This is a genomic window from Allobosea sp. FW305-C-101 (assembly GCF_058783685.1).
In genome coordinates, this window is record NZ_JBYSYT010000002.1 from 948,891 (window position 1) to 963,608 (window position 14,718).

The following is a 14,718-nucleotide window of genomic DNA, read 5'->3' on the forward strand; positions in this document are numbered from 1 at the left end:
GGGCCGGTTTATGACGACATCCTCGACCAGCACAATCAACGCAGCGCCACTGATCCGGTGGTTCATATCCTCTGCGACGATGACGGTTCCGCAGGCGGCGGGGCCGGTCGCCTTCGCGCTCGTCGCCCTGGCGCTCACCGGCGACACCAGCGCCGGCGCGGCCATGATCCTGTCGATGACGCTCGCCCAGGTGATCGGCGCCATCCCGATCACGCGCCTGGGCCGAGGTCTCGCGCCCACGACGTTCCTGCGGCTGCTGGTGGTGTTCAGGACGATCGCGCTCGGCACGCTCGCCCTGCTCGCGCACCATGCAATCCCCGTCGTCTGGCTGGTTGCGGCATCGGCATTGGCCGGGCTGGTGAATGGCGCGGCCGCCGGATATCTGCGAACGATCCTCAACGAGCTTGCGCCGGCGTCGAAGCTTCCGCGCGCGCTCGGGATCTCAGCTACGCTGAACGAGACCACATTCGTTCTGGCGCCGGTGGCGGCTTCCGGGCTGGGCACCATCTCGCCGGTCTTCGCGGTCGTGGCCATCGCGGTGCTCGGGGCAATCCCCGCGCTCTTGCTTCCGACCGTCAGGCCCGAGGCCCCTCCCGATGAGGTGCATGCCCCGGACGCGTCGATCATCAGCCCGTCGATCCTGATTTGGCTCATGTGTGCTGCGGCAGGCGGAGCGACGGTGGCCGCGCTGGAGATCGGCGCCGTCGCACTGGCGCTGCATTTCGGCTATGCGCCGTCGCTGGCGATCCTGTTCACCGTCCCGCTTTGCCTGGCTTCGGTCGCAGGCGGCATCTGGGTCAGCATCCGGAACCGCATGGCGAGCCGTAGGGCGGTCCTGATCCAGTTGGCGATCATGACGTCGGGTGCGATCCTGGCGGCACTTCAGGTTTCCATGCTCGTGACCGTCATCGGCGCCGTCCTGATCGGCGCCGTCCTCGCGCCGCTGGGCACCTATTACTCCCTCGTCCTCGATACGCTCGCGCCGCCGAAGAGACGTGCGGAGGTCTTCGCCTTGCTGCGGACGGCAAACGCGGTTGGCGTGATCGTGGTGAGCGCGGTGATGACCGCGGTTTCCCTTTCGACGTCGCTGATCACGGTCAGCTGCATGATGGCATCCGTCGTGATCGTCGTCGGCATCGTGTCGCGCCGGTCTTGAGCGCAGCGATCGCGGGCAGCCCGAACATCGACTGCTATCCGTTGCCTTGTAAATGGCGTCCCGGAAGGGATTCGAACCCCTGACCTACGGTTTAGGAAACCGTTGCTCTATCCTGCTGAGCTACCGGGACAAACTCAAATTCTCAATGCGTATCAGTCGGTTATCGCCACACGGCACAAATTAAACCGTTGGTCGTGTGTCGTCTTTTGTGCCGATCACCTTCCGGGCCGCTTTGACCGCCACATAGCGAATCCAGGCTGAAAGGGATAGGCCCTCTTTCTGCGCGGCGCGGACGAACAACTCCTTTTCCTTTTCGGTCAGGGCCATTTGAATGCGCGCTGTCTTGCTAACGTCCATACACAAAACTTACACAACTGCCGAGGCATTTGCAAGCGCTGTTTCGGCCGGCCGCTTTACCTTTTCCTGCTCCTCCTTCGTCAGGAACTGGAGATAAATCTCTGTCGTGCTGACGCTCTTGTGGCCAAGGTGGTGCTGCAAATCGTAGATGGATCGCCCCGCCTTCAGCCAGTCAACGGCGAACCAGTGGCGCAAATCGTGGAAGCGGAATCCGGTGAAATCCCGTTCCTTTTTCTGTGCCGCTTTTCGTGACGCCTTGGTCGCCTTGCTGAAAATGAAGCTGGCGTTGTCCGCGTCCTCGCCATCGAAGTGAAACAGGCGCTTCGTCTTGATCCCGGCTGGCAGAGACGACAGCACGCGGACGGCCTCGGCATCGATCGCCACTGTGCGCCGCTTGTTGCCCTTCCCTATCACGGTCAAGGTCGAAGCCTTGGCGTTCAGGTCGGTACGATTGATGCCGGTGATCTCGCTGATGCGGGCGCCGGTCGCCCTCCCCGCAACCATGAGGGCTTCCATGGTTGGCGAGAGCCTGGACCGCATGAACTCGTAATCGGCTTCGGTCGGCAGCAGGATCGGATCGCGCCGCTCCTTCGTGCGCTTCAGCACCAGCGCGGCGGGGTTGCCCTGCCGCCAGCCGTTGAACTCCGCAAACTCCAGCAGGGACGAGAGAGCCTGGAGATCCCGGCGCACGGTCGCATTGCTGACAACAGCTTGCCGCTCCTTGCGCATATCCATGATATGGCTGCGCTCGATCTCATCGACATAGAGATGGGCGAAAGACGACTCGATCTGTCGGATGGAGCAGTCGTAACGGATGCCGGTCGCGGGACCTACGTGCGTCGCGATGTGCTTCTGCCATTCGAGCTTCGCGGCAAGCCATGATCTCCGGTCTTCCCCGTAACGGGCGGCGCCGGTAGCCTTCTCGATCATCTTCGCGACGCGCGTTCGCGCAGTCTTTGGGTCATCTGTTCGCAGGCTCTCGCGATGTTCTCGTCCTGCAATGGTAAACCGCGACCATAGCTTGTCGCCCCGCCAGTACGTGTGTTTAGGCGCCTTCGGTCTTGAGGGCATTGGATGCGCTCCTTGATCCAGTTGCGAAGCGCGGCTTCGTCGAAGGTCCAAGAGCCGCCTAGCTTGGCAGCCCCAGGGATTTCACCGCGCAGCGCCAAGGCTTGCACGGTGCGGATTTCCAGACCAGTGACAGCCGCTGCCTTCGCCGCCCTGATGCGCTCGAATGCCACCTGAGCCCCCCTCATGGCGTGGCCTTTGGGGCGGGAGGAAGGGGTTGCCAGTGGGTGGGGTTGCGGATTTCGTTGAAGACGGGTCCATTGGAATCGTCATAGGAATGGCGAACCCAAGTTCGTTCGCGCCCGCCATAGGTCGCGCGACCCCACCAGCAGTTTGTCAGCCGTTCACCGCCAGCCCATAGATCAATCTCGTCGCCATCCTTCGGCGCCGTGCTGATGTCCTGCCACGCCTCTGCCTGAAAAGCGGTGATCGCGGCGCGGGCCAAGTCAGAAGCGATGACCGTTCCAAGTGTGAGCTTGCTAGAGCCCTCTCGCTTCATGCCCTCAGCTTGCAAAGCCCTCGCCACCGCCTCGACGATCTTCTCATCATGAGTCATGGGCGGTCCTTTTTGGTGGCATCCGCGAGTGTCCCCACCTCAATCATGACGGGCGGGTGCGCGGTGCCGAGGACGCGAAGAATGACGGGGGCGCCTGCGTTGATGCGCTCGATCTCGTCCGGCGTCGGCAGCCACGCAGTTTCCATTGCGGGCGTTTCAGGGCCATCAACCGTGGTATTCAGCAGCACGTCCTTCAGCGGCAAGCCGAGATAGCCCTGCGACTTGCCTAGGACGCGCGTGGCGCCTTCGATGCGGCCGATGATCATTGGCGCGTCTCCGTCTCCGACGTGCGTCCTTCGGCTCTCGCCAGCCATTCCTTGACGGCCACGATCATGTCGGTTCGCGTCGCGTTACTGACGTAGTTGACGTTTCCGTTCTCGGTCTTCCCGAACTCGAATACGAACAGCGCAAAGCCGATGGTCTTAGGCCGTTTGGCGCCGTTGAGAACGTCATCGATCCCTTCGGCAAGAGCACGATGGAACGCTTGCATTTCTTTGCGCGCGTTCAAGGCCGCTTCTCCCAACCAGGCGGTATCATCTCGTGAGCGTCGTCAGGCTCCCGCGTAGGCTTGTGGAACATCGCGCGAGCAACCAGCCAGACGATGCCGACGATGAAAGTCAGGGTGATGGAAAGGCCGAGGAGATCGAGAAGGGTCATGCTGACACCTGTTCAGTCTTCGGCGTCAGCATCGCCTTGAAGATTTCGATCGAGGTCTTGCGCTCGACTACGGGGCGGAAGCACGCAGCCCGGAAACCAGGCTGCCAATCTCCATGCGCGTCACCGTCGAACCGCATCTCAACGAATTGGAGCATTGGCTCCCCCTCGCCAGCGAAGGCCTCGGAAACCGTGTAAATGGCTCCCTTGATCGGATGCGGGGGAGGTTCATCCGCATCAGGTGTGCCATTGATACAAACGACCTTCTGTCCGACGTAGAACATCACCGCACCATGATTTCGAGGAGTTGCACGGCGCCATAGGTTGACGCCATGAGCCAGAGAAAGCCGGCCGTACCGGCTATGGTCTTGAGAGCGCTCATTGAGCTGCCTTCTTGATCTGCCTAGCGATGGCCTTCAGCTCTCGCGCGGTGGTCATCCGACGCTTCTTCGCCCGGCCCTTGAGGTTCTTGGCTGCGTCTCTTCCGATAGCTCTGGCGAGGACGCGGATCGTGCGGGCAGAGGTCATGAAGCCCTCGCGAAGAACTGGCGATTGCGGACACGAAGACGCTGCGAGAACCGGGCGTGGCTCACCATGTCCGCGGTGATTTCTTCGACCTGCTCGTCGGTCAGCCACGACAGTCCGCGACGGTTCAGGAAGCGATCGACGGACGCGGACCAGTCGAGGCCATGCACGCCGTCAAAGCTGGCGATGAAGCGAACCTGGCGGTCGCGGGTGGTGGGGCGCGACATCACCGCACCTCCAGACCGCGCGCGATGTCCTTGCCGAGCTGATAGCGCGCATCGGCGTAGGCAGCCCGGTCAGCGCCTTCGAGGTCTTCCAGGACGTAGTTGGTGATCGCGCCCGTCGCTTTATCGTGCGCTTCGGCCGCGGCAACGATCAGGGCGTACAGGGGATTGTCCTGAGCCAGCCGCGTCAGCGTATGCTTGATGGAGAACTTCGGGCCCGGCGTCGCGATGTCGACCCAGATGGTATCGATCGTCCACGAACCATCGGGCTTCGCATCCAAATCCAGATCGCCATTGAAGTGGATCTGCGCGTGCTTGGTCGCGGGGAAAAGGTTGAGCTCTTCAGCTTGGTAGGTGACCGCGTACATGGGGTCTCTCCTCTGGTGTGAAGAGAGAGTGTGCGAAACGCACGTATAAGTCAACAGGCATGTGCGTGCATTGTGCACTTATTTTTGCCGGCATAGCGCACAGCTGATTCGACTCGACTCTTAACGCTGGGTCTGCTTGATTAAGAACATATCAAGAACTAAGGCAGGGCTGGCTATGAGTATGGGTTGGTCTGGTGCAGCGCCGTCTCCGCATTTTCATACGATTCCGGCGCTTCTAGTCCGGTGCGGATGCGGACATGGGAAGACGCTATCGCGTAACGATCTGGCTGGCCTGATCGAAAAGGGCATCGTCACCACGCACCAGCTCCGCCCGCGGTTGAAGTGCTCAGTATGTGAGGCTAAGGAGGGCCTGGAGCTGGTGCCGGTCCTGAGGGGCTAGAAGCCCAGCAGCTCGTTCTGCGGAATAACGCGCAGGAGCTGCTTCACCTCATCGCGCGAGAAATTCAGCACGCCATGCGGGTTGAACTGCTCCACGGTGATCTTGGAGGAGTTCGCGGCCATCAACTTCTTGATGTACGCCTTGCCCGGTCGGCCTTCCTCCTTAGGATGGAGCTCGACTACGACATAATCCCCGATCGCAGGCTTCCGGCGCTCGATATAGAGCCGCTCACCGTCCTCGTACTTCGGGTACATGCTGACATTGGACACCCTAAGGGCAAAAACGTCCTTGCGGTGCATAAGCCCAGGTGGCCGCTTAACGAGATCCACGACCTGGCCGTTGAACTCGAAGGCGCTTTCGTCCTTGCCGTCGCCAGCCATAGCCGCGCCGAGCTCTTCGATATCCCGCGGGCCAGCCATGGAAGGCAGGTAAACCGGGCCTTCCTCGAAGACCGCGTTGGCTTCAGGTTCTGGCAGTTTAACTAGCGGGTCTTCGCCCGGTCCGGCGCCCTCACCGGTCAGCAGCCAGCCGGCGGAGACCTTGAAGGCCTTGGCATATTGCGGCGCCATCTTTGTGATGCCGCGCAAGCCCCGCTCATGTTGGCTGTAGCTCTCGTAATTAAAACCTAGGCGAAGCGCGGCCTCGCGCGCGCTGGTGAAGCCGCGCGCCTCTCTCGCCTTCTGCAGCCGGATCGCCGGTTCGGGACGCTCTTCTGACATTTGTGCAGAATGCACCGGATCGTCCGTGCAAATCGACTTGACATGAGTGCGTGCATTATGCACATATAATGGCATGGACACGCCAATCGATATCCGAGCCCTGCGGGACCGCCTTCGTTGGACGCAGGACGATCTGGCCAAGTTTCTTGGCCTCGATCGATCGAGCATTTCGCGGATGGAGAACGGCCAGAAGCCGAAGGGACCGGTCGTGAAGCTTCTTCGCGAATTGGCCGAAGGAAAGGCAGCCTGACATGCGCCTCCCGATCAATTTCATCGCCTGCTTCGTCATTCTGCTGGCGTCCATCGTGGCCGCATCGGTCAGCGTGTTCCCGGCATTTCTGATCCTGGCGCTCGCGGTGCTGAAATGACCCGCGGCGAACGCCTTTTCTGTACCTCAGTAACGACCTTGGCCGCTCTGTCGGCGGCCAAGTACTGGGGCATAGCGTTGGGGTGGGCCTAATGCCTCCTCTGACGCTTGCGGCGACGATTTCGCGGCCGCTCAACAAGTTGAAGCTCGCGCACGATGCGGTCGAAACGCTCACGCGCAGGCTCGTTGTCATTCGCGACAACAATACCGTTCTCTTCCAATTCGACGCGTTGCTTAACGCCTGCCAGCAACTCGGCAACGATCGAATCCAGTCGCTTCATGGTCTTGGGCTCCAGTTGGTTCCTTCAATGAACCATCAGCGGAGTCCACGAACTTGGAAAAGTTTTCCGACGCCTACCAGAGGATACACCACATGACTGCCTGCGTGTTGCTTGAAGCGCGGGGCCATGTGTCCGCACTGATCGGACCGCGCGCCCCAGGTGAACGGGTGAAGATCGCAATCCCTCAAATTGCCCGCCGTCTCGGCCTATCCGAGCGCCGCGTGAAGGCTCTGCTCTACGGCGAAGCCAAGTCCGTGCGCGCCGACGAGATGGACATACTTCGGCAAGCTGCCGACCTCGCCGCCCGGAAGAAGGCCTCCAATGGAACACTCGAATACGCCGCACGGCTCGAAGCCGATGCTGAAGCGCTTGAAGCGATCGATCCTGATTTTCATCGGGACTCGGTTGATCGCCTCCGGAACACGGCTCGCCTCATTCGGCGCGCTGTTGCTGGCGAGGGCTGATCAATGACCCCAGCATCCCCAGAATGGCACGCCGAAGCGCGCAAAATGGCCAAACGCGGCAAGTCCGTAGGCCAGATCGCTGCCGCCCTCGGCAAAGGCAAGACGACCGTCCGCTGCGTGATCGACGAGGGCGCGCGTCAGCGCCTTCTGCTGTCAACTAAAGTGCACAAGGCTCGTGTGAGGGCAGAAATCAAGGGAACGCGCGTTCGCGAGCCTAGCCGTGGCCGCGATGAACGCCGCGTGATCCAGACGGCCTATCAGGACAAGGAACCGCGCGCTCCCGCACCGATCACCCTGCCGACCATCAAGATACTGCTGACGCAGCCCGAGCCTGAAGCTCCGCGTCTGCGCTTCGCGCCCAAGTCCACCATCCGCATCGAGTCCCCCGGCGTTCGCCGTTGGCGCGAGATCCACCAAGCCATGATGCGTCGTGGTTTGATCCCTGCGCGTCCGAGCGTGATCGAGGAGCTTCACCCGTGAAAGCCGAGGACGCCCTGCAGATCCAGCTCGTCGCGGTGATCAAGCAATACCTGCGGCCTGACGTGCTGTTCTGGCATACGCCCAACGGCGGCAAGCGCGACAAGCGCACCGCCCAGTTGATGAAGCGTATGGGCGTCCTGCCCGGCGTTGCCGATCTCATTTTCATTCAGCCTGGCCCGAAGGTCGATTTTCTCGAGCTCAAGGTCGATGGCGGGCGCATGTCCTCGGATCAGGAACGCTTCATGGAAGCGGCCCAGCGAACGGACTGTTCCTACCACTGCGCGACCGGCTTCGATGAAGCCATCGCGGTCCTCAATTCCATAGGTGTACTGCGTGTGCGCCTCACCAATTCCGTTTCCGACGCCGCCAGCGATGTCGGGATGCGCGAGGGGGAGGGTCGGCTTGTTCCATCCTCCCCCCAACCCCTCACCGAGACGGACCGGGCGCCTGTTTGACCACAGGCATCGGCTGCTCACCGACTCCAGCCCGGTCCGTCCCGGACCTTAAGGAGCGCGCAGTCAAAAGGAGAAGCTGAGCAAATGGCAATTTCTCTGAAGTCCCTGCATCGCAAGACCGCGACGGAACCGCCGCGCATCTTGCTTTACGGGCCGGAAAAGGCGGGCAAGACGACGCTCGCCTCCGAATTTCCGAACCCGGTGTTCCTCCAGATCGAGGACGGCACCGGCAACCTGGAGATCGACACCTTCGGTAAGCTGTCGAGCTGGTCGGAAGTCAGCGAGGCCCTGTCCGTCCTGATGACGGAAGAGCACGGCTTCCAGACCGTCGTGCTGGACTCGGTCTCCGCGCTGCAGCCGCTCATCTGGGCGGAAACAGGCGAGCGAGGCGATGACAAGGGCAACAAGAAAAACCGGATCGAAGATTTCGGTTACGGCAAGGGCTACACCTACGCGCTTGCCGTCTGGCAGGAACTGATCGACGGCCTGAACATCCTGCGCATTGATCGCGGCATGACGATCATCATGATCGCCCACGCCAAGATCGATCGCTTCGATGACCCCGAGACGGTCGGCTATTCGCGCTACGAGATCGACCTTCACGAGAAGGCGCGCGATCTCCTCAAGCGCGACAGCGACGCGATCCTGCTGCTGAAGCCCGACGTCACGATTAAGACCGAGGACGCCGGGTTTAATAAGACCCGCGCCATCGCGGCCGGCGGCCGCAACGTCTGGATGCACTGCGACAGCCGGCCCGCTTACGTCGCGGGCAACCGCTACAGCCTGCCCGAGAAGATCCTTTACACGCGCGGCGCCGGATACTCGGAGCTCGCGCCCTTCTTCCCCAACTCCCAGACGACCCCTGCGGTCGAGAAAGCTGCGTGACCCATGGCTGATCTTGCTGACGTTTTCGGTTCCAATTTCGATCCAACCAGCGTGCCGGAAGACGAGCGTTCCTTCGACCTTCTGCCGCCCGGCGACTACATGATGCAGGTCATCGAGAGCGAGCTGAAGCCCAAGGACAACGGCGATTGCGGGCTCAACCTGACGATCGAGATCATGGACGGCCAGTTCGCCAATCGGAAGCTCTGGGACTGGCTCAATATCCGCCACTCGAACGCTCAGGCGCAGTCGATCGCGCAGCGCGCTCTGGCCGATCTGTGCCTGGCGACCGGCGTGCAGGGCCTTCGTGATTCCGAAGACCTGCATTTCCGCCCGTTCATCGGCACGGTGAAGGTCAACCCGGCCAAGGGCAACTACGAGGCCTCCAACGGCATCAAGCGCTACAAGCCGATGTCAGGCGCCGGTCAGCCTCAGGCCCGTCAGGCGGCTGCTCCCGCTCGTGTGGCCCCCGCGGCCGCTGCGGCTCAGGCTTCTGGCGCCGGCAAGGCCGCTCCCTGGCCGCGTCGCGCCTAGAGGAGCCGGGCGGGCCGCCCACGCCCTAGGAAGCTGACGGCCCGCCCACCTCACCACTGACTTTTGCAAGCCAACGGGAGCCCCGTTCATGGCACAGGAATCCTATACCCAAAAGGGGCGTGCCTAATGGCTTCGCTCCCCGATCCAATCCCGCATACCGTCGAGGCCATCCACAAGGCCTATGAATCCAAGGCCGAGCGCTACGAGCGCGGATACCTCGGCATGTCCACCATGGGCGAGCCTTGCGACCGAGCCCTCTGGTATTCCTTCCGCTGGGCGTCCGAGCCCGAGCGGTTCGACGGACGCAAGCTGCGCCTGTTCGAAACCGGCCACCGCGAAGAAGCGCGGATGCTGGACGACCTGCGCATGGCCGGCGTCCATGTCGAGGAAGTCGACCCAACTACCGGCAAGCAATGGGCGCTGGAGGCGATCGACGGCCATTTCCGCGGCCATATGGACGGGCGCGGCTCGAATATCCCGGAAGCGCCGAGAGCTGAGCACGTCCTTGAGTTCAAGACCCACTCCGAAAAGTCGTTCAAGGATCTGCTTAAGAACGGCGTGAAAGAGTCGAAGCCGGGTCATTACGCTCAGGTGCAGCTTTATATGCACTTCAGCGGTATCGCCCGCGCCTTCTACCTGGCGCACAACAAGAACACCGACGAGCTCCATTCCGAGCGCATCGCTTACGATCCCGCCTTCGCCATGGCGCAGGTTGCGCGGGCTGAGCGGATTATCGGATCGGATCGCCCCCCGCCGCGTCTGCACGACGATCCGACCAGCAAGGCGGCGTTCGCCTGCGGCTGGTGTCGCCATCGCGCAGTTTGCCACGAAGGGGAGTTTGCGCGGACTACCTGTCGCTCGTGCCTTCACAGTACACCCGCGCATTCCGGCAAGTGGCATTGCGCCCGCTGGGAAAAGCTCCTGAACCAGAAGGAGCAGAAGGCGGCATGCCCTGCTCACCGCTTCGTCCCCGAAACCGTGCCGGGCTCCCAAGAGGATGTGATCGGAGACGACGTCATCGTCTACCGCCTCGCTGACGGCTCCGAGTTCCGTGATGGGGAGGGGCGGTGATGGCTAGATCCCGTCTCCCCGAACGCCGCCCCAGCCTCGTGCTGAACGTCGACCACCCCGGCCATTTCAGTCGGGTCTCCTATGCCGTCTCGATCGGCTTCGATCGTGGCTTCGTGAAGGAGATTTTTATCTCCTGCAACAAGCTCACGACCGCGATGCACACCTCCGGTCTGGAGGTCGCAACCCTCATTTCCATCGCCCTGCAGCACGGCGCCTCTCTGGAGGAACTGGCTGGCGCCATGCCGCGCGAGGAAGACGGCACGGCTCAAGGCGCCGCAGGCGCGGTGCTCGACGCCGTCATTCAGGAAGTTCAGCAGAAGGAGAAGGTGGCGTGAAGGGTCTTCTCATCCTTATCGGCATCCTCGCATGGGTCGGCAGCACCCTTTTCTGCGCAGCCGCTTGGATCACGCACGTCGTCGTCTGCATCAAAGCGGGCTCGTGGATTTTGTTGCTGTTCGGCTGCGTCGTCGTGCCTGTCGGTGTCGTCCATGGCGTAGGCGTCTGGCTGGGGGTGTTCTGATGCAGCCCCGCAAAATCCTCTATTGGCTGGCCCGGCCATATGAAGCCGATGCCTGGAAGCGCAGCGATATCCCACCGAGCGATGAGGCCCGTCGCTATTGCGAGTTTATGCCGGTCTACGAGGACACGCCGCACGCGGAAACGGTGACGCTCGATACGGACAGGTTCAACAAGGACTTCGCCGCCATCTTCGGGGATGGCTAATGCTAACTCTCCGCCCATATCAACGTGAATCCATCGACGCTCTCTACGCCTATTGGCAGAAGGGCGGTGGAAACGGCCTGATCGTCATCCCGACGGGGGGCGGCAAGTCGCTCGTCATCGCGACGATCATTCGCGAAATGCTTGAGCAATGGCCGTCCCTGCGCATTTGCGTCGTGACCCATTCCAAAGAGCTGATCGCCCAGAACTTTCAAGAGCTCATGAAGCTCTGGCCCCAAGCCCCGGCCGGGATCAACTCCGCCGGCATCGGACGTCGCGATACCCGCTCCAAAATCCTGTTCTGCGGCATTCAATCCGTCTGGAACAAGGTCCGTGAGATCGGCGCCTTCGATCTCATCATCGTGGACGAAGCACACCTGATCTCGCGATCGGCAGACACGTCTTACGGCAAGTTCTTCGCGTCGATGCGCGAGATCGTGCCGGACATGCGGGTTCTCGGCGCGACTGCTACGCCGTACCGCCTGGATTCTGGCCGTCTGGACCGCGGCAAAGACCGACTGTTCGACGATATCGTCTACGAAGCTGCTGTTCCCGACCTGATCGAGGGCGGGTTTCTGTCGCCACTGACGTCCAAGGCCACCGCCACGGCCCTCGATGTGACAGGCGTGGGCAAGCGCGGCGGAGAGTTCATTGCTGGCGCTCTGGAGGCAGCAGTCGACAAGGACTGGATCACGCGCGCCGCGGTGGATGAGATCGTGTCCTTTGGCGCCCGCCGTAAGTCATGGCTGTGCTTCTGCACTGGCGTCGACCATGCCATGCATTTCCGCGACGAGATCAGGTCGCGCGGCATCATCTGCGAGACGGTGACGGGAGAAACGCCCAACGGGGAGCGCGACCGGATCGTCCGCCAATTCAAGGAAGGGCGGATTCAGTGCCTAACCAACGCCAACGTCCTGAGCATCGGCTTCAACGTGCCGGCCGTGGATCTCGTCGCCCTTTTGAGGCCAACGCAATCGGCTGGACTATACATTCAGCAAGTTGGCAGGGCCTTCCGTCTGGCGCCCGGCAAATCGGATGCCCTGATCCTGGACTTCGCCGGCAACGTAAAGCGCCACGGGCCAGTGGATGACGTGACGCCGAAGGGCTCCGGTCCCAAAGAGGTCGGCACGGAAGAGCGGCCCAAGGCCAAGGAATGCCCCGGCTGCAAGGAACTGGTCGCGCTCAACACGCGCGTTTGCCAGCACTGCGGGCACGAGTGGCCTAGGGACGAGACCCCGAAGCACGACGCTAGGGCAGACGCGGAACGGCCGATTATGTCGACGGGCGCGGTGTCGAATTGGCTTGAGGTCTCGGAGACGAGGTTCTTTCGCCACGCCAAGATCGGCAGTCCGACCAGCATGCGGGTCGAATACACCTGTGGCCTAGGCGTCCCCTATCGCCAGTGGGTGTGCTTCGAGCACGACGGCTTTGCCCGCCAGAAGGCGGAAAGCTGGTGGCGCCGCATGGGTATTGGCCCATGCCCGAAGACGGTCTCAGAGGCCTTGGAACGGCAAGCGGAAATCATGCCGGCCGCTGAAATCCAAGTGCGTCCGTCGGGCCAGTATTTCGAAGTCGTGGCGGTTCGAGCCTTGGCTTTGGAGGCTGCGGAATGATGGGCAACCGCATGAAGTTGAGCGGCCCGGAGTGGGACGCCTTCCATCGTTTCAGCCGATCGATCCTGAAATGGGCGCCAGGCGAAATCCGAAGGATCAAGCGCAGGTTCTGGCGCCGCGTGCGGGTTCGGCAGCGGGCTCAGATGCGTGCGGAGATGAAGGGAGCGGGAGCATGACGACAGTGATCGAGAAGTGCGGCCGCCTGCGTTTCGTCGTCCCTGACGAGACTTCAGTCGAGCGGCCCAGGCTGCAGCAGGAATTTCAGGTCGTCGAATACGAGGACGGCGGTGCGGTGCGGGAAACGCGTGAATGGCGCGACGTCCCGGTCGTGGCTGTCAAATCTCATACCAGGAGGGCGGTAGGGTGAGCTGGACCGATTACGATCCTTTGCGCAACTGGCCTGACGATCAGCGCTACACGGGCAAATGCTGCGACTGTGAACAGCAATTCTTTGGGCCAAAACGTGCGCCGCATTGCTGGGCTTGCGAGCAGGAAGCCGAACGCAAGCGGCAGGTTATCCGTGAAGCTCTGGAAGCCGAGTACGGGCCATTCGTCCCGCGCTCTTTCTTCGGCAGCCTGACGCCAGCCCAAAAACAAGCTGCGCTCACCTATCGCGGGAACGAGCAACACGGCGCTTGGCCTACCCCATCCAACCCGAACAGGAGCGAGTAGCATGGGGCGCACCAAAGTGAGCCTTCTGGCCGAAGCGAACGACATTCAGAAGGCGATGAATGACTCGATCGACAGGCGGCGCTTTAGCCACATGGCCATTGAGCAGCGCCTCCATGAGCTTGAACACTTGGTCTTCGCAACACTGGCATCTCGCGTCGATGATCTGCGGGAGCGCGCAGAGGCGATGCCTGACGACCCCGTTGAGAGTCCAGGGTCGAACCTAGCGGATGCCACAAAAAAAGAACTCCTCCCATGACAAGCGCAGAGACGATTACCGGAGTGGCGCTCTTGCACGATAACGGCACGCTGATCGCGCTTCCTCGTCCATCCAGGCACCACCATCTGTTCGCACTTGCCGCCTTCATGGCCGCTGGTGATTTCAACAATGCGCGTCAGGGCTTCATGACCAGCACCGGGCGCTTTGTCGAGCGCGAGGAGGCCAAGGAGATTGTTCAGGCAGCAGGCCAGAACTTCAAGGTAGGCCTCGCTCGCACTGACCCGAAACTTTATTCGGAGGACGTGTGGTGACAAGCGCAGAGAGGGCGAAGGAGATCGTTCAGGAGCTTTGCAAGCCGCTCGATGGCGGCAGGCCCTACCTCGAAACGCCGCACCGCAAGCTTATGGCTGAGATCATCGCGTCAGCCATCACCCAGGCACAGAACGACAAGCTGGAGGAGGCGGCGCGGGCTATCGATGCACTTGAGCAGCCTGCCGGCAACTTCACCGGTCGATCGTACTGGGCAACGCACGTCGATGCTCTCGATGAAGCAGCAACAGCCGTCCGCTCCCTCAAATCCCCATGACCTTCACCGATCCCCAGCCCTGCCGCGTTTGTCGACGCCGCGATTGCGGCCTTGGAACGCAGAAATACCGCGGGCGTAATCAGCCCCCTCTTGTTCACTGGTACTGCGAGGACTGCATGCCTCTGGCTACTAAGGTTTCCGCTCTAAGCCCCCGGCAATTCGACGCCTGCGAGCACGACGCCATTTTTGATGCGATGGCGGCTCTAGGCCATTTCATGGACGAAGTCGGCACCACCGACCTGGCCCTCTTGGATGAGCATAACTTCAAGCTGGCCGGCAATCGCATGATCCGCGCTTTCGGCGATTCCATGCGCAAGCGCATCGCCGATCACCAGGCTCCTTTTTAGGT

Annotated in this window: 31 protein-coding genes and 1 tRNA gene; 18 read left to right on the forward strand and 14 right to left on the reverse strand. The window is 61.8% G+C overall.

The genetic code is table 11. The features are described 5' to 3' along the window. The first annotated feature begins 10 nt into the window (after nucleotides 1-10). A complete protein-coding gene (locus AC3WMA_RS12000) occupies nucleotides 11-1,156 on the forward strand; it encodes an MFS transporter (protein WP_492285581.1) in 1,146 nt (381 codons plus the stop codon). Nucleotides 1,157-1,209: 53 nt separating this feature from the next. Here the strand turns inward: AC3WMA_RS12000 and AC3WMA_RS12005 are convergent. The 13 genes from AC3WMA_RS12005 to AC3WMA_RS12065 form a co-directional block, all read right to left on the reverse strand. Continuing rightward, nucleotides 1,210-1,286, reverse strand: a tRNA-Arg gene (locus tag AC3WMA_RS12005). A 50-nt stretch (nucleotides 1,287-1,336) separates the two neighbouring features. Continuing rightward, the gene (locus tag AC3WMA_RS12010; protein ID WP_492285582.1) at nucleotides 1,337-1,513 is read right to left on the reverse strand and encodes a plasmid mobilization protein; all 177 of its coding nucleotides are present in this window, start codon (nucleotides 1,511-1,513) and stop codon (nucleotides 1,337-1,339) included. 9 nt (nucleotides 1,514-1,522) lie between these two features. After that, nucleotides 1,523-2,443 carry a tyrosine-type recombinase/integrase gene (locus AC3WMA_RS12015; protein ID WP_492285583.1) on the reverse strand — a complete coding sequence of 307 codons (921 nt, stop codon included), beginning with the start codon at nucleotides 2,441-2,443 and terminating at the stop codon, nucleotides 1,523-1,525. Next, entirely contained in the window at nucleotides 2,440-2,769 is a 330-nt protein-coding gene (locus AC3WMA_RS12020) for a helix-turn-helix domain-containing protein (protein WP_492285584.1), read from the reverse strand. The genes AC3WMA_RS12015 and AC3WMA_RS12020 overlap by 4 nt, the downstream gene beginning before the upstream one ends. Continuing rightward, nucleotides 2,766-3,137, reverse strand: coding sequence for a DUF551 domain-containing protein (locus AC3WMA_RS12025; RefSeq protein WP_492285585.1), 372 nt, complete (start codon nucleotides 3,135-3,137; stop codon nucleotides 2,766-2,768). Before AC3WMA_RS12025 ends, AC3WMA_RS12020 begins: the two co-directional genes overlap by 4 nt. After that, nucleotides 3,134-3,403, reverse strand: coding sequence for a hypothetical protein (locus AC3WMA_RS12030; RefSeq protein ID WP_492285586.1), 270 nt, complete (start codon nucleotides 3,401-3,403; stop codon nucleotides 3,134-3,136). The genes AC3WMA_RS12025 and AC3WMA_RS12030 overlap by 4 nt, the downstream gene beginning before the upstream one ends. Further along, complete coding sequence (locus tag AC3WMA_RS12035; protein WP_492285587.1) at nucleotides 3,400-3,645, reverse strand: hypothetical protein; 246 nt, start codon at nucleotides 3,643-3,645, stop codon at nucleotides 3,400-3,402. Before AC3WMA_RS12035 ends, AC3WMA_RS12030 begins: the two co-directional genes overlap by 4 nt. Further along, nucleotides 3,642-3,794, reverse strand: coding sequence for a hypothetical protein (locus tag AC3WMA_RS12040; RefSeq protein ID WP_492285588.1), 153 nt, complete (start codon nucleotides 3,792-3,794; stop codon nucleotides 3,642-3,644). The genes AC3WMA_RS12035 and AC3WMA_RS12040 overlap by 4 nt, the downstream gene beginning before the upstream one ends. Continuing rightward, the gene (locus AC3WMA_RS12045; RefSeq protein WP_492285589.1) at nucleotides 3,791-4,075 is read right to left on the reverse strand and encodes a hypothetical protein; all 285 of its coding nucleotides are present in this window, start codon (nucleotides 4,073-4,075) and stop codon (nucleotides 3,791-3,793) included. The genes AC3WMA_RS12040 and AC3WMA_RS12045 overlap by 4 nt, the downstream gene beginning before the upstream one ends. A 94-nt stretch (nucleotides 4,076-4,169) precedes the next feature. Beyond that, on the reverse strand, nucleotides 4,170-4,319 hold the full coding sequence (locus AC3WMA_RS12050) for a hypothetical protein (protein WP_492285590.1): 150 nt from the start codon (nucleotides 4,317-4,319) through the stop codon (nucleotides 4,170-4,172). Continuing rightward, a complete protein-coding gene (locus AC3WMA_RS12055; protein ID WP_492285591.1) occupies nucleotides 4,316-4,543 on the reverse strand; it encodes a hypothetical protein in 228 nt (75 codons plus the stop codon). Before AC3WMA_RS12055 ends, AC3WMA_RS12050 begins: the two co-directional genes overlap by 4 nt. Beyond that, nucleotides 4,543-4,908: a hypothetical protein gene (locus tag AC3WMA_RS12060; RefSeq protein WP_492285592.1), complete on the reverse strand. Its 366-nt coding sequence runs from the start codon at nucleotides 4,906-4,908 to the stop codon at nucleotides 4,543-4,545. Before AC3WMA_RS12060 ends, AC3WMA_RS12055 begins: the two co-directional genes overlap by 1 nt. A gap of 396 nt (nucleotides 4,909-5,304) precedes the next feature. Then, complete coding sequence (locus tag AC3WMA_RS12065; RefSeq protein WP_492285593.1) at nucleotides 5,305-6,102, reverse strand: S24 family peptidase; 798 nt, start codon at nucleotides 6,100-6,102, stop codon at nucleotides 5,305-5,307. Here AC3WMA_RS12065 and AC3WMA_RS12070 point away from each other — a divergent pair. After that, a complete protein-coding gene (locus AC3WMA_RS12070; RefSeq protein ID WP_492285594.1) occupies nucleotides 6,101-6,277 on the forward strand; it encodes a helix-turn-helix domain-containing protein in 177 nt (58 codons plus the stop codon). The genes AC3WMA_RS12065 and AC3WMA_RS12070 overlap by 2 nt on opposite strands. A 206-nt stretch (nucleotides 6,278-6,483) precedes the next feature. Here the strand turns inward: AC3WMA_RS12070 and AC3WMA_RS12075 are convergent, their stop codons facing one another. Beyond that, nucleotides 6,484-6,675 (reverse strand): hypothetical protein, encoded by a 192-nt coding sequence (locus tag AC3WMA_RS12075; RefSeq protein ID WP_492285595.1) that lies wholly within the window; start codon nucleotides 6,673-6,675, stop codon nucleotides 6,484-6,486. A gap of 92 nt (nucleotides 6,676-6,767) precedes the next feature. Here AC3WMA_RS12075 and AC3WMA_RS12080 point away from each other — a divergent pair, with 92 nt between their 5' ends. From AC3WMA_RS12080 to AC3WMA_RS12155, 16 genes are all read left to right on the forward strand, one after another. Beyond that, complete coding sequence (locus AC3WMA_RS12080; RefSeq protein ID WP_492285596.1) at nucleotides 6,768-7,139, forward strand: hypothetical protein; 372 nt, start codon at nucleotides 6,768-6,770, stop codon at nucleotides 7,137-7,139. 3 nt (nucleotides 7,140-7,142) lie between these two features. After that, on the forward strand, nucleotides 7,143-7,619 hold the full coding sequence (locus AC3WMA_RS12085) for a hypothetical protein (protein WP_492285597.1): 477 nt from the start codon (nucleotides 7,143-7,145) through the stop codon (nucleotides 7,617-7,619). Next, a complete protein-coding gene (locus AC3WMA_RS12090) occupies nucleotides 7,616-8,074 on the forward strand; it encodes a VRR-NUC domain-containing protein (RefSeq protein ID WP_492285598.1) in 459 nt (152 codons plus the stop codon). The genes AC3WMA_RS12085 and AC3WMA_RS12090 overlap by 4 nt, the downstream gene beginning before the upstream one ends. Before the next feature lie 84 nt (nucleotides 8,075-8,158). Continuing rightward, nucleotides 8,159-8,959 carry an ATP-binding protein gene (locus AC3WMA_RS12095; RefSeq protein ID WP_492285599.1) on the forward strand — a complete coding sequence of 267 codons (801 nt, stop codon included), beginning with the start codon at nucleotides 8,159-8,161 and terminating at the stop codon, nucleotides 8,957-8,959. A 3-nt stretch (nucleotides 8,960-8,962) separates the two neighbouring features. Beyond that, complete coding sequence (locus tag AC3WMA_RS12100) at nucleotides 8,963-9,490, forward strand: DUF669 domain-containing protein (RefSeq protein WP_492285600.1); 528 nt, start codon at nucleotides 8,963-8,965, stop codon at nucleotides 9,488-9,490. 126 nt (nucleotides 9,491-9,616) lie between these two features. Further along, complete coding sequence (locus AC3WMA_RS12105) at nucleotides 9,617-10,561, forward strand: oxidoreductase (protein ID WP_492285601.1); 945 nt, start codon at nucleotides 9,617-9,619, stop codon at nucleotides 10,559-10,561. Continuing rightward, the gene (locus tag AC3WMA_RS12110) at nucleotides 10,561-10,896 is read left to right on the forward strand and encodes a TSCPD domain-containing protein (RefSeq protein ID WP_492285602.1); all 336 of its coding nucleotides are present in this window, start codon (nucleotides 10,561-10,563) and stop codon (nucleotides 10,894-10,896) included. The genes AC3WMA_RS12105 and AC3WMA_RS12110 overlap by 1 nt, the downstream gene beginning before the upstream one ends. Next, nucleotides 10,893-11,081, forward strand: a complete 189-nt coding sequence (locus AC3WMA_RS12115) for a hypothetical protein (protein WP_492285603.1) — start codon at nucleotides 10,893-10,895, stop codon at nucleotides 11,079-11,081. The genes AC3WMA_RS12110 and AC3WMA_RS12115 overlap by 4 nt, the downstream gene beginning before the upstream one ends. Then, nucleotides 11,081-11,284: a hypothetical protein gene (locus AC3WMA_RS12120; RefSeq protein ID WP_492285604.1), complete on the forward strand. Its 204-nt coding sequence runs from the start codon at nucleotides 11,081-11,083 to the stop codon at nucleotides 11,282-11,284. Before AC3WMA_RS12115 ends, AC3WMA_RS12120 begins: the two co-directional genes overlap by 1 nt. Then, complete coding sequence (locus AC3WMA_RS12125; protein ID WP_492285605.1) at nucleotides 11,284-12,894, forward strand: DEAD/DEAH box helicase; 1,611 nt, start codon at nucleotides 11,284-11,286, stop codon at nucleotides 12,892-12,894. Before AC3WMA_RS12120 ends, AC3WMA_RS12125 begins: the two co-directional genes overlap by 1 nt. A gap of 172 nt (nucleotides 12,895-13,066) precedes the next feature. Continuing rightward, nucleotides 13,067-13,261, forward strand: a complete 195-nt coding sequence (locus AC3WMA_RS12130) for a hypothetical protein (RefSeq protein ID WP_492285606.1) — start codon at nucleotides 13,067-13,069, stop codon at nucleotides 13,259-13,261. Continuing rightward, complete coding sequence (locus AC3WMA_RS12135) at nucleotides 13,258-13,566, forward strand: hypothetical protein (protein ID WP_492285607.1); 309 nt, start codon at nucleotides 13,258-13,260, stop codon at nucleotides 13,564-13,566. Before AC3WMA_RS12130 ends, AC3WMA_RS12135 begins: the two co-directional genes overlap by 4 nt. 1 nt (nucleotide 13,567) lies before the next feature. Further along, on the forward strand, nucleotides 13,568-13,822 hold the full coding sequence (locus AC3WMA_RS12140; RefSeq protein WP_492285608.1) for a hypothetical protein: 255 nt from the start codon (nucleotides 13,568-13,570) through the stop codon (nucleotides 13,820-13,822). After that, nucleotides 13,819-14,094 (forward strand): Y16D family protein, encoded by a 276-nt coding sequence (locus AC3WMA_RS12145; RefSeq protein WP_492285609.1) that lies wholly within the window; start codon nucleotides 13,819-13,821, stop codon nucleotides 14,092-14,094. The genes AC3WMA_RS12140 and AC3WMA_RS12145 overlap by 4 nt, the downstream gene beginning before the upstream one ends. Then, on the forward strand, nucleotides 14,091-14,369 hold the full coding sequence (locus tag AC3WMA_RS12150) for a hypothetical protein (protein ID WP_492285610.1): 279 nt from the start codon (nucleotides 14,091-14,093) through the stop codon (nucleotides 14,367-14,369). Before AC3WMA_RS12145 ends, AC3WMA_RS12150 begins: the two co-directional genes overlap by 4 nt. Continuing rightward, entirely contained in the window at nucleotides 14,366-14,716 is a 351-nt protein-coding gene (locus AC3WMA_RS12155) for a hypothetical protein (RefSeq protein WP_492285611.1), read from the forward strand. The genes AC3WMA_RS12150 and AC3WMA_RS12155 overlap by 4 nt, the downstream gene beginning before the upstream one ends. Nucleotides 14,717-14,718 lie beyond the last annotated feature (2 nt).

What these genes read in the sequence shown, in the direction of transcription:
- AC3WMA_RS12000 (WP_492285581.1), top strand. Translation starts at nt 11, where the DNA reads ATGACGACATCCTCGACCAGCACAATCAACGCAGCGCCACTGATCCGG.
- AC3WMA_RS12010 (WP_492285582.1), bottom strand. Translation starts at nt 1,513, where the DNA reads ATGGACGTTAGCAAGACAGCGCGCATTCAAATGGCCCTGACCGAAAAG.
- AC3WMA_RS12015 (WP_492285583.1), bottom strand. Translation starts at nt 2,443, where the DNA reads ATGATCGAGAAGGCTACCGGCGCCGCCCGTTACGGGGAAGACCGGAGA.
- AC3WMA_RS12020 (WP_492285584.1), bottom strand. Translation starts at nt 2,769, where the DNA reads ATGAGGGGGGCTCAGGTGGCATTCGAGCGCATCAGGGCGGCGAAGGCA.
- AC3WMA_RS12025 (WP_492285585.1), bottom strand. Translation starts at nt 3,137, where the DNA reads ATGACTCATGATGAGAAGATCGTCGAGGCGGTGGCGAGGGCTTTGCAA.
- AC3WMA_RS12030 (WP_492285586.1), bottom strand. Translation starts at nt 3,403, where the DNA reads ATGATCATCGGCCGCATCGAAGGCGCCACGCGCGTCCTAGGCAAGTCG.
- AC3WMA_RS12040 (WP_492285588.1), bottom strand. Translation starts at nt 3,794, where the DNA reads ATGACCCTTCTCGATCTCCTCGGCCTTTCCATCACCCTGACTTTCATC.
- AC3WMA_RS12045 (WP_492285589.1), bottom strand. Translation starts at nt 4,075, where the DNA reads ATGTTCTACGTCGGACAGAAGGTCGTTTGTATCAATGGCACACCTGAT.
- AC3WMA_RS12050 (WP_492285590.1), bottom strand. Translation starts at nt 4,319, where the DNA reads ATGACCTCTGCCCGCACGATCCGCGTCCTCGCCAGAGCTATCGGAAGA.
- AC3WMA_RS12055 (WP_492285591.1), bottom strand. Translation starts at nt 4,543, where the DNA reads ATGTCGCGCCCCACCACCCGCGACCGCCAGGTTCGCTTCATCGCCAGC.
- AC3WMA_RS12060 (WP_492285592.1), bottom strand. Translation starts at nt 4,908, where the DNA reads ATGTACGCGGTCACCTACCAAGCTGAAGAGCTCAACCTTTTCCCCGCG.
- AC3WMA_RS12070 (WP_492285594.1), top strand. Translation starts at nt 6,101, where the DNA reads ATGGACACGCCAATCGATATCCGAGCCCTGCGGGACCGCCTTCGTTGG.
- AC3WMA_RS12065 (WP_492285593.1), bottom strand. Translation starts at nt 6,102, where the DNA reads ATGCCATTATATGTGCATAATGCACGCACTCATGTCAAGTCGATTTGC.
- AC3WMA_RS12075 (WP_492285595.1), bottom strand. Translation starts at nt 6,675, where the DNA reads ATGAAGCGACTGGATTCGATCGTTGCCGAGTTGCTGGCAGGCGTTAAG.
- AC3WMA_RS12080 (WP_492285596.1), top strand. Translation starts at nt 6,768, where the DNA reads ATGACTGCCTGCGTGTTGCTTGAAGCGCGGGGCCATGTGTCCGCACTG.
- AC3WMA_RS12085 (WP_492285597.1), top strand. Translation starts at nt 7,143, where the DNA reads ATGACCCCAGCATCCCCAGAATGGCACGCCGAAGCGCGCAAAATGGCC.
- AC3WMA_RS12095 (WP_492285599.1), top strand. Translation starts at nt 8,159, where the DNA reads ATGGCAATTTCTCTGAAGTCCCTGCATCGCAAGACCGCGACGGAACCG.
- AC3WMA_RS12100 (WP_492285600.1), top strand. Translation starts at nt 8,963, where the DNA reads ATGGCTGATCTTGCTGACGTTTTCGGTTCCAATTTCGATCCAACCAGC.
- AC3WMA_RS12105 (WP_492285601.1), top strand. Translation starts at nt 9,617, where the DNA reads ATGGCTTCGCTCCCCGATCCAATCCCGCATACCGTCGAGGCCATCCAC.
- AC3WMA_RS12110 (WP_492285602.1), top strand. Translation starts at nt 10,561, where the DNA reads ATGGCTAGATCCCGTCTCCCCGAACGCCGCCCCAGCCTCGTGCTGAAC.
- AC3WMA_RS12120 (WP_492285604.1), top strand. Translation starts at nt 11,081, where the DNA reads ATGCAGCCCCGCAAAATCCTCTATTGGCTGGCCCGGCCATATGAAGCC.
- AC3WMA_RS12125 (WP_492285605.1), top strand. Translation starts at nt 11,284, where the DNA reads ATGCTAACTCTCCGCCCATATCAACGTGAATCCATCGACGCTCTCTAC.
- AC3WMA_RS12130 (WP_492285606.1), top strand. Translation starts at nt 13,067, where the DNA reads ATGACGACAGTGATCGAGAAGTGCGGCCGCCTGCGTTTCGTCGTCCCT.
- AC3WMA_RS12140 (WP_492285608.1), top strand. Translation starts at nt 13,568, where the DNA reads ATGGGGCGCACCAAAGTGAGCCTTCTGGCCGAAGCGAACGACATTCAG.
- AC3WMA_RS12145 (WP_492285609.1), top strand. Translation starts at nt 13,819, where the DNA reads ATGACAAGCGCAGAGACGATTACCGGAGTGGCGCTCTTGCACGATAAC.
- AC3WMA_RS12155 (WP_492285611.1), top strand. Translation starts at nt 14,366, where the DNA reads ATGACCTTCACCGATCCCCAGCCCTGCCGCGTTTGTCGACGCCGCGAT.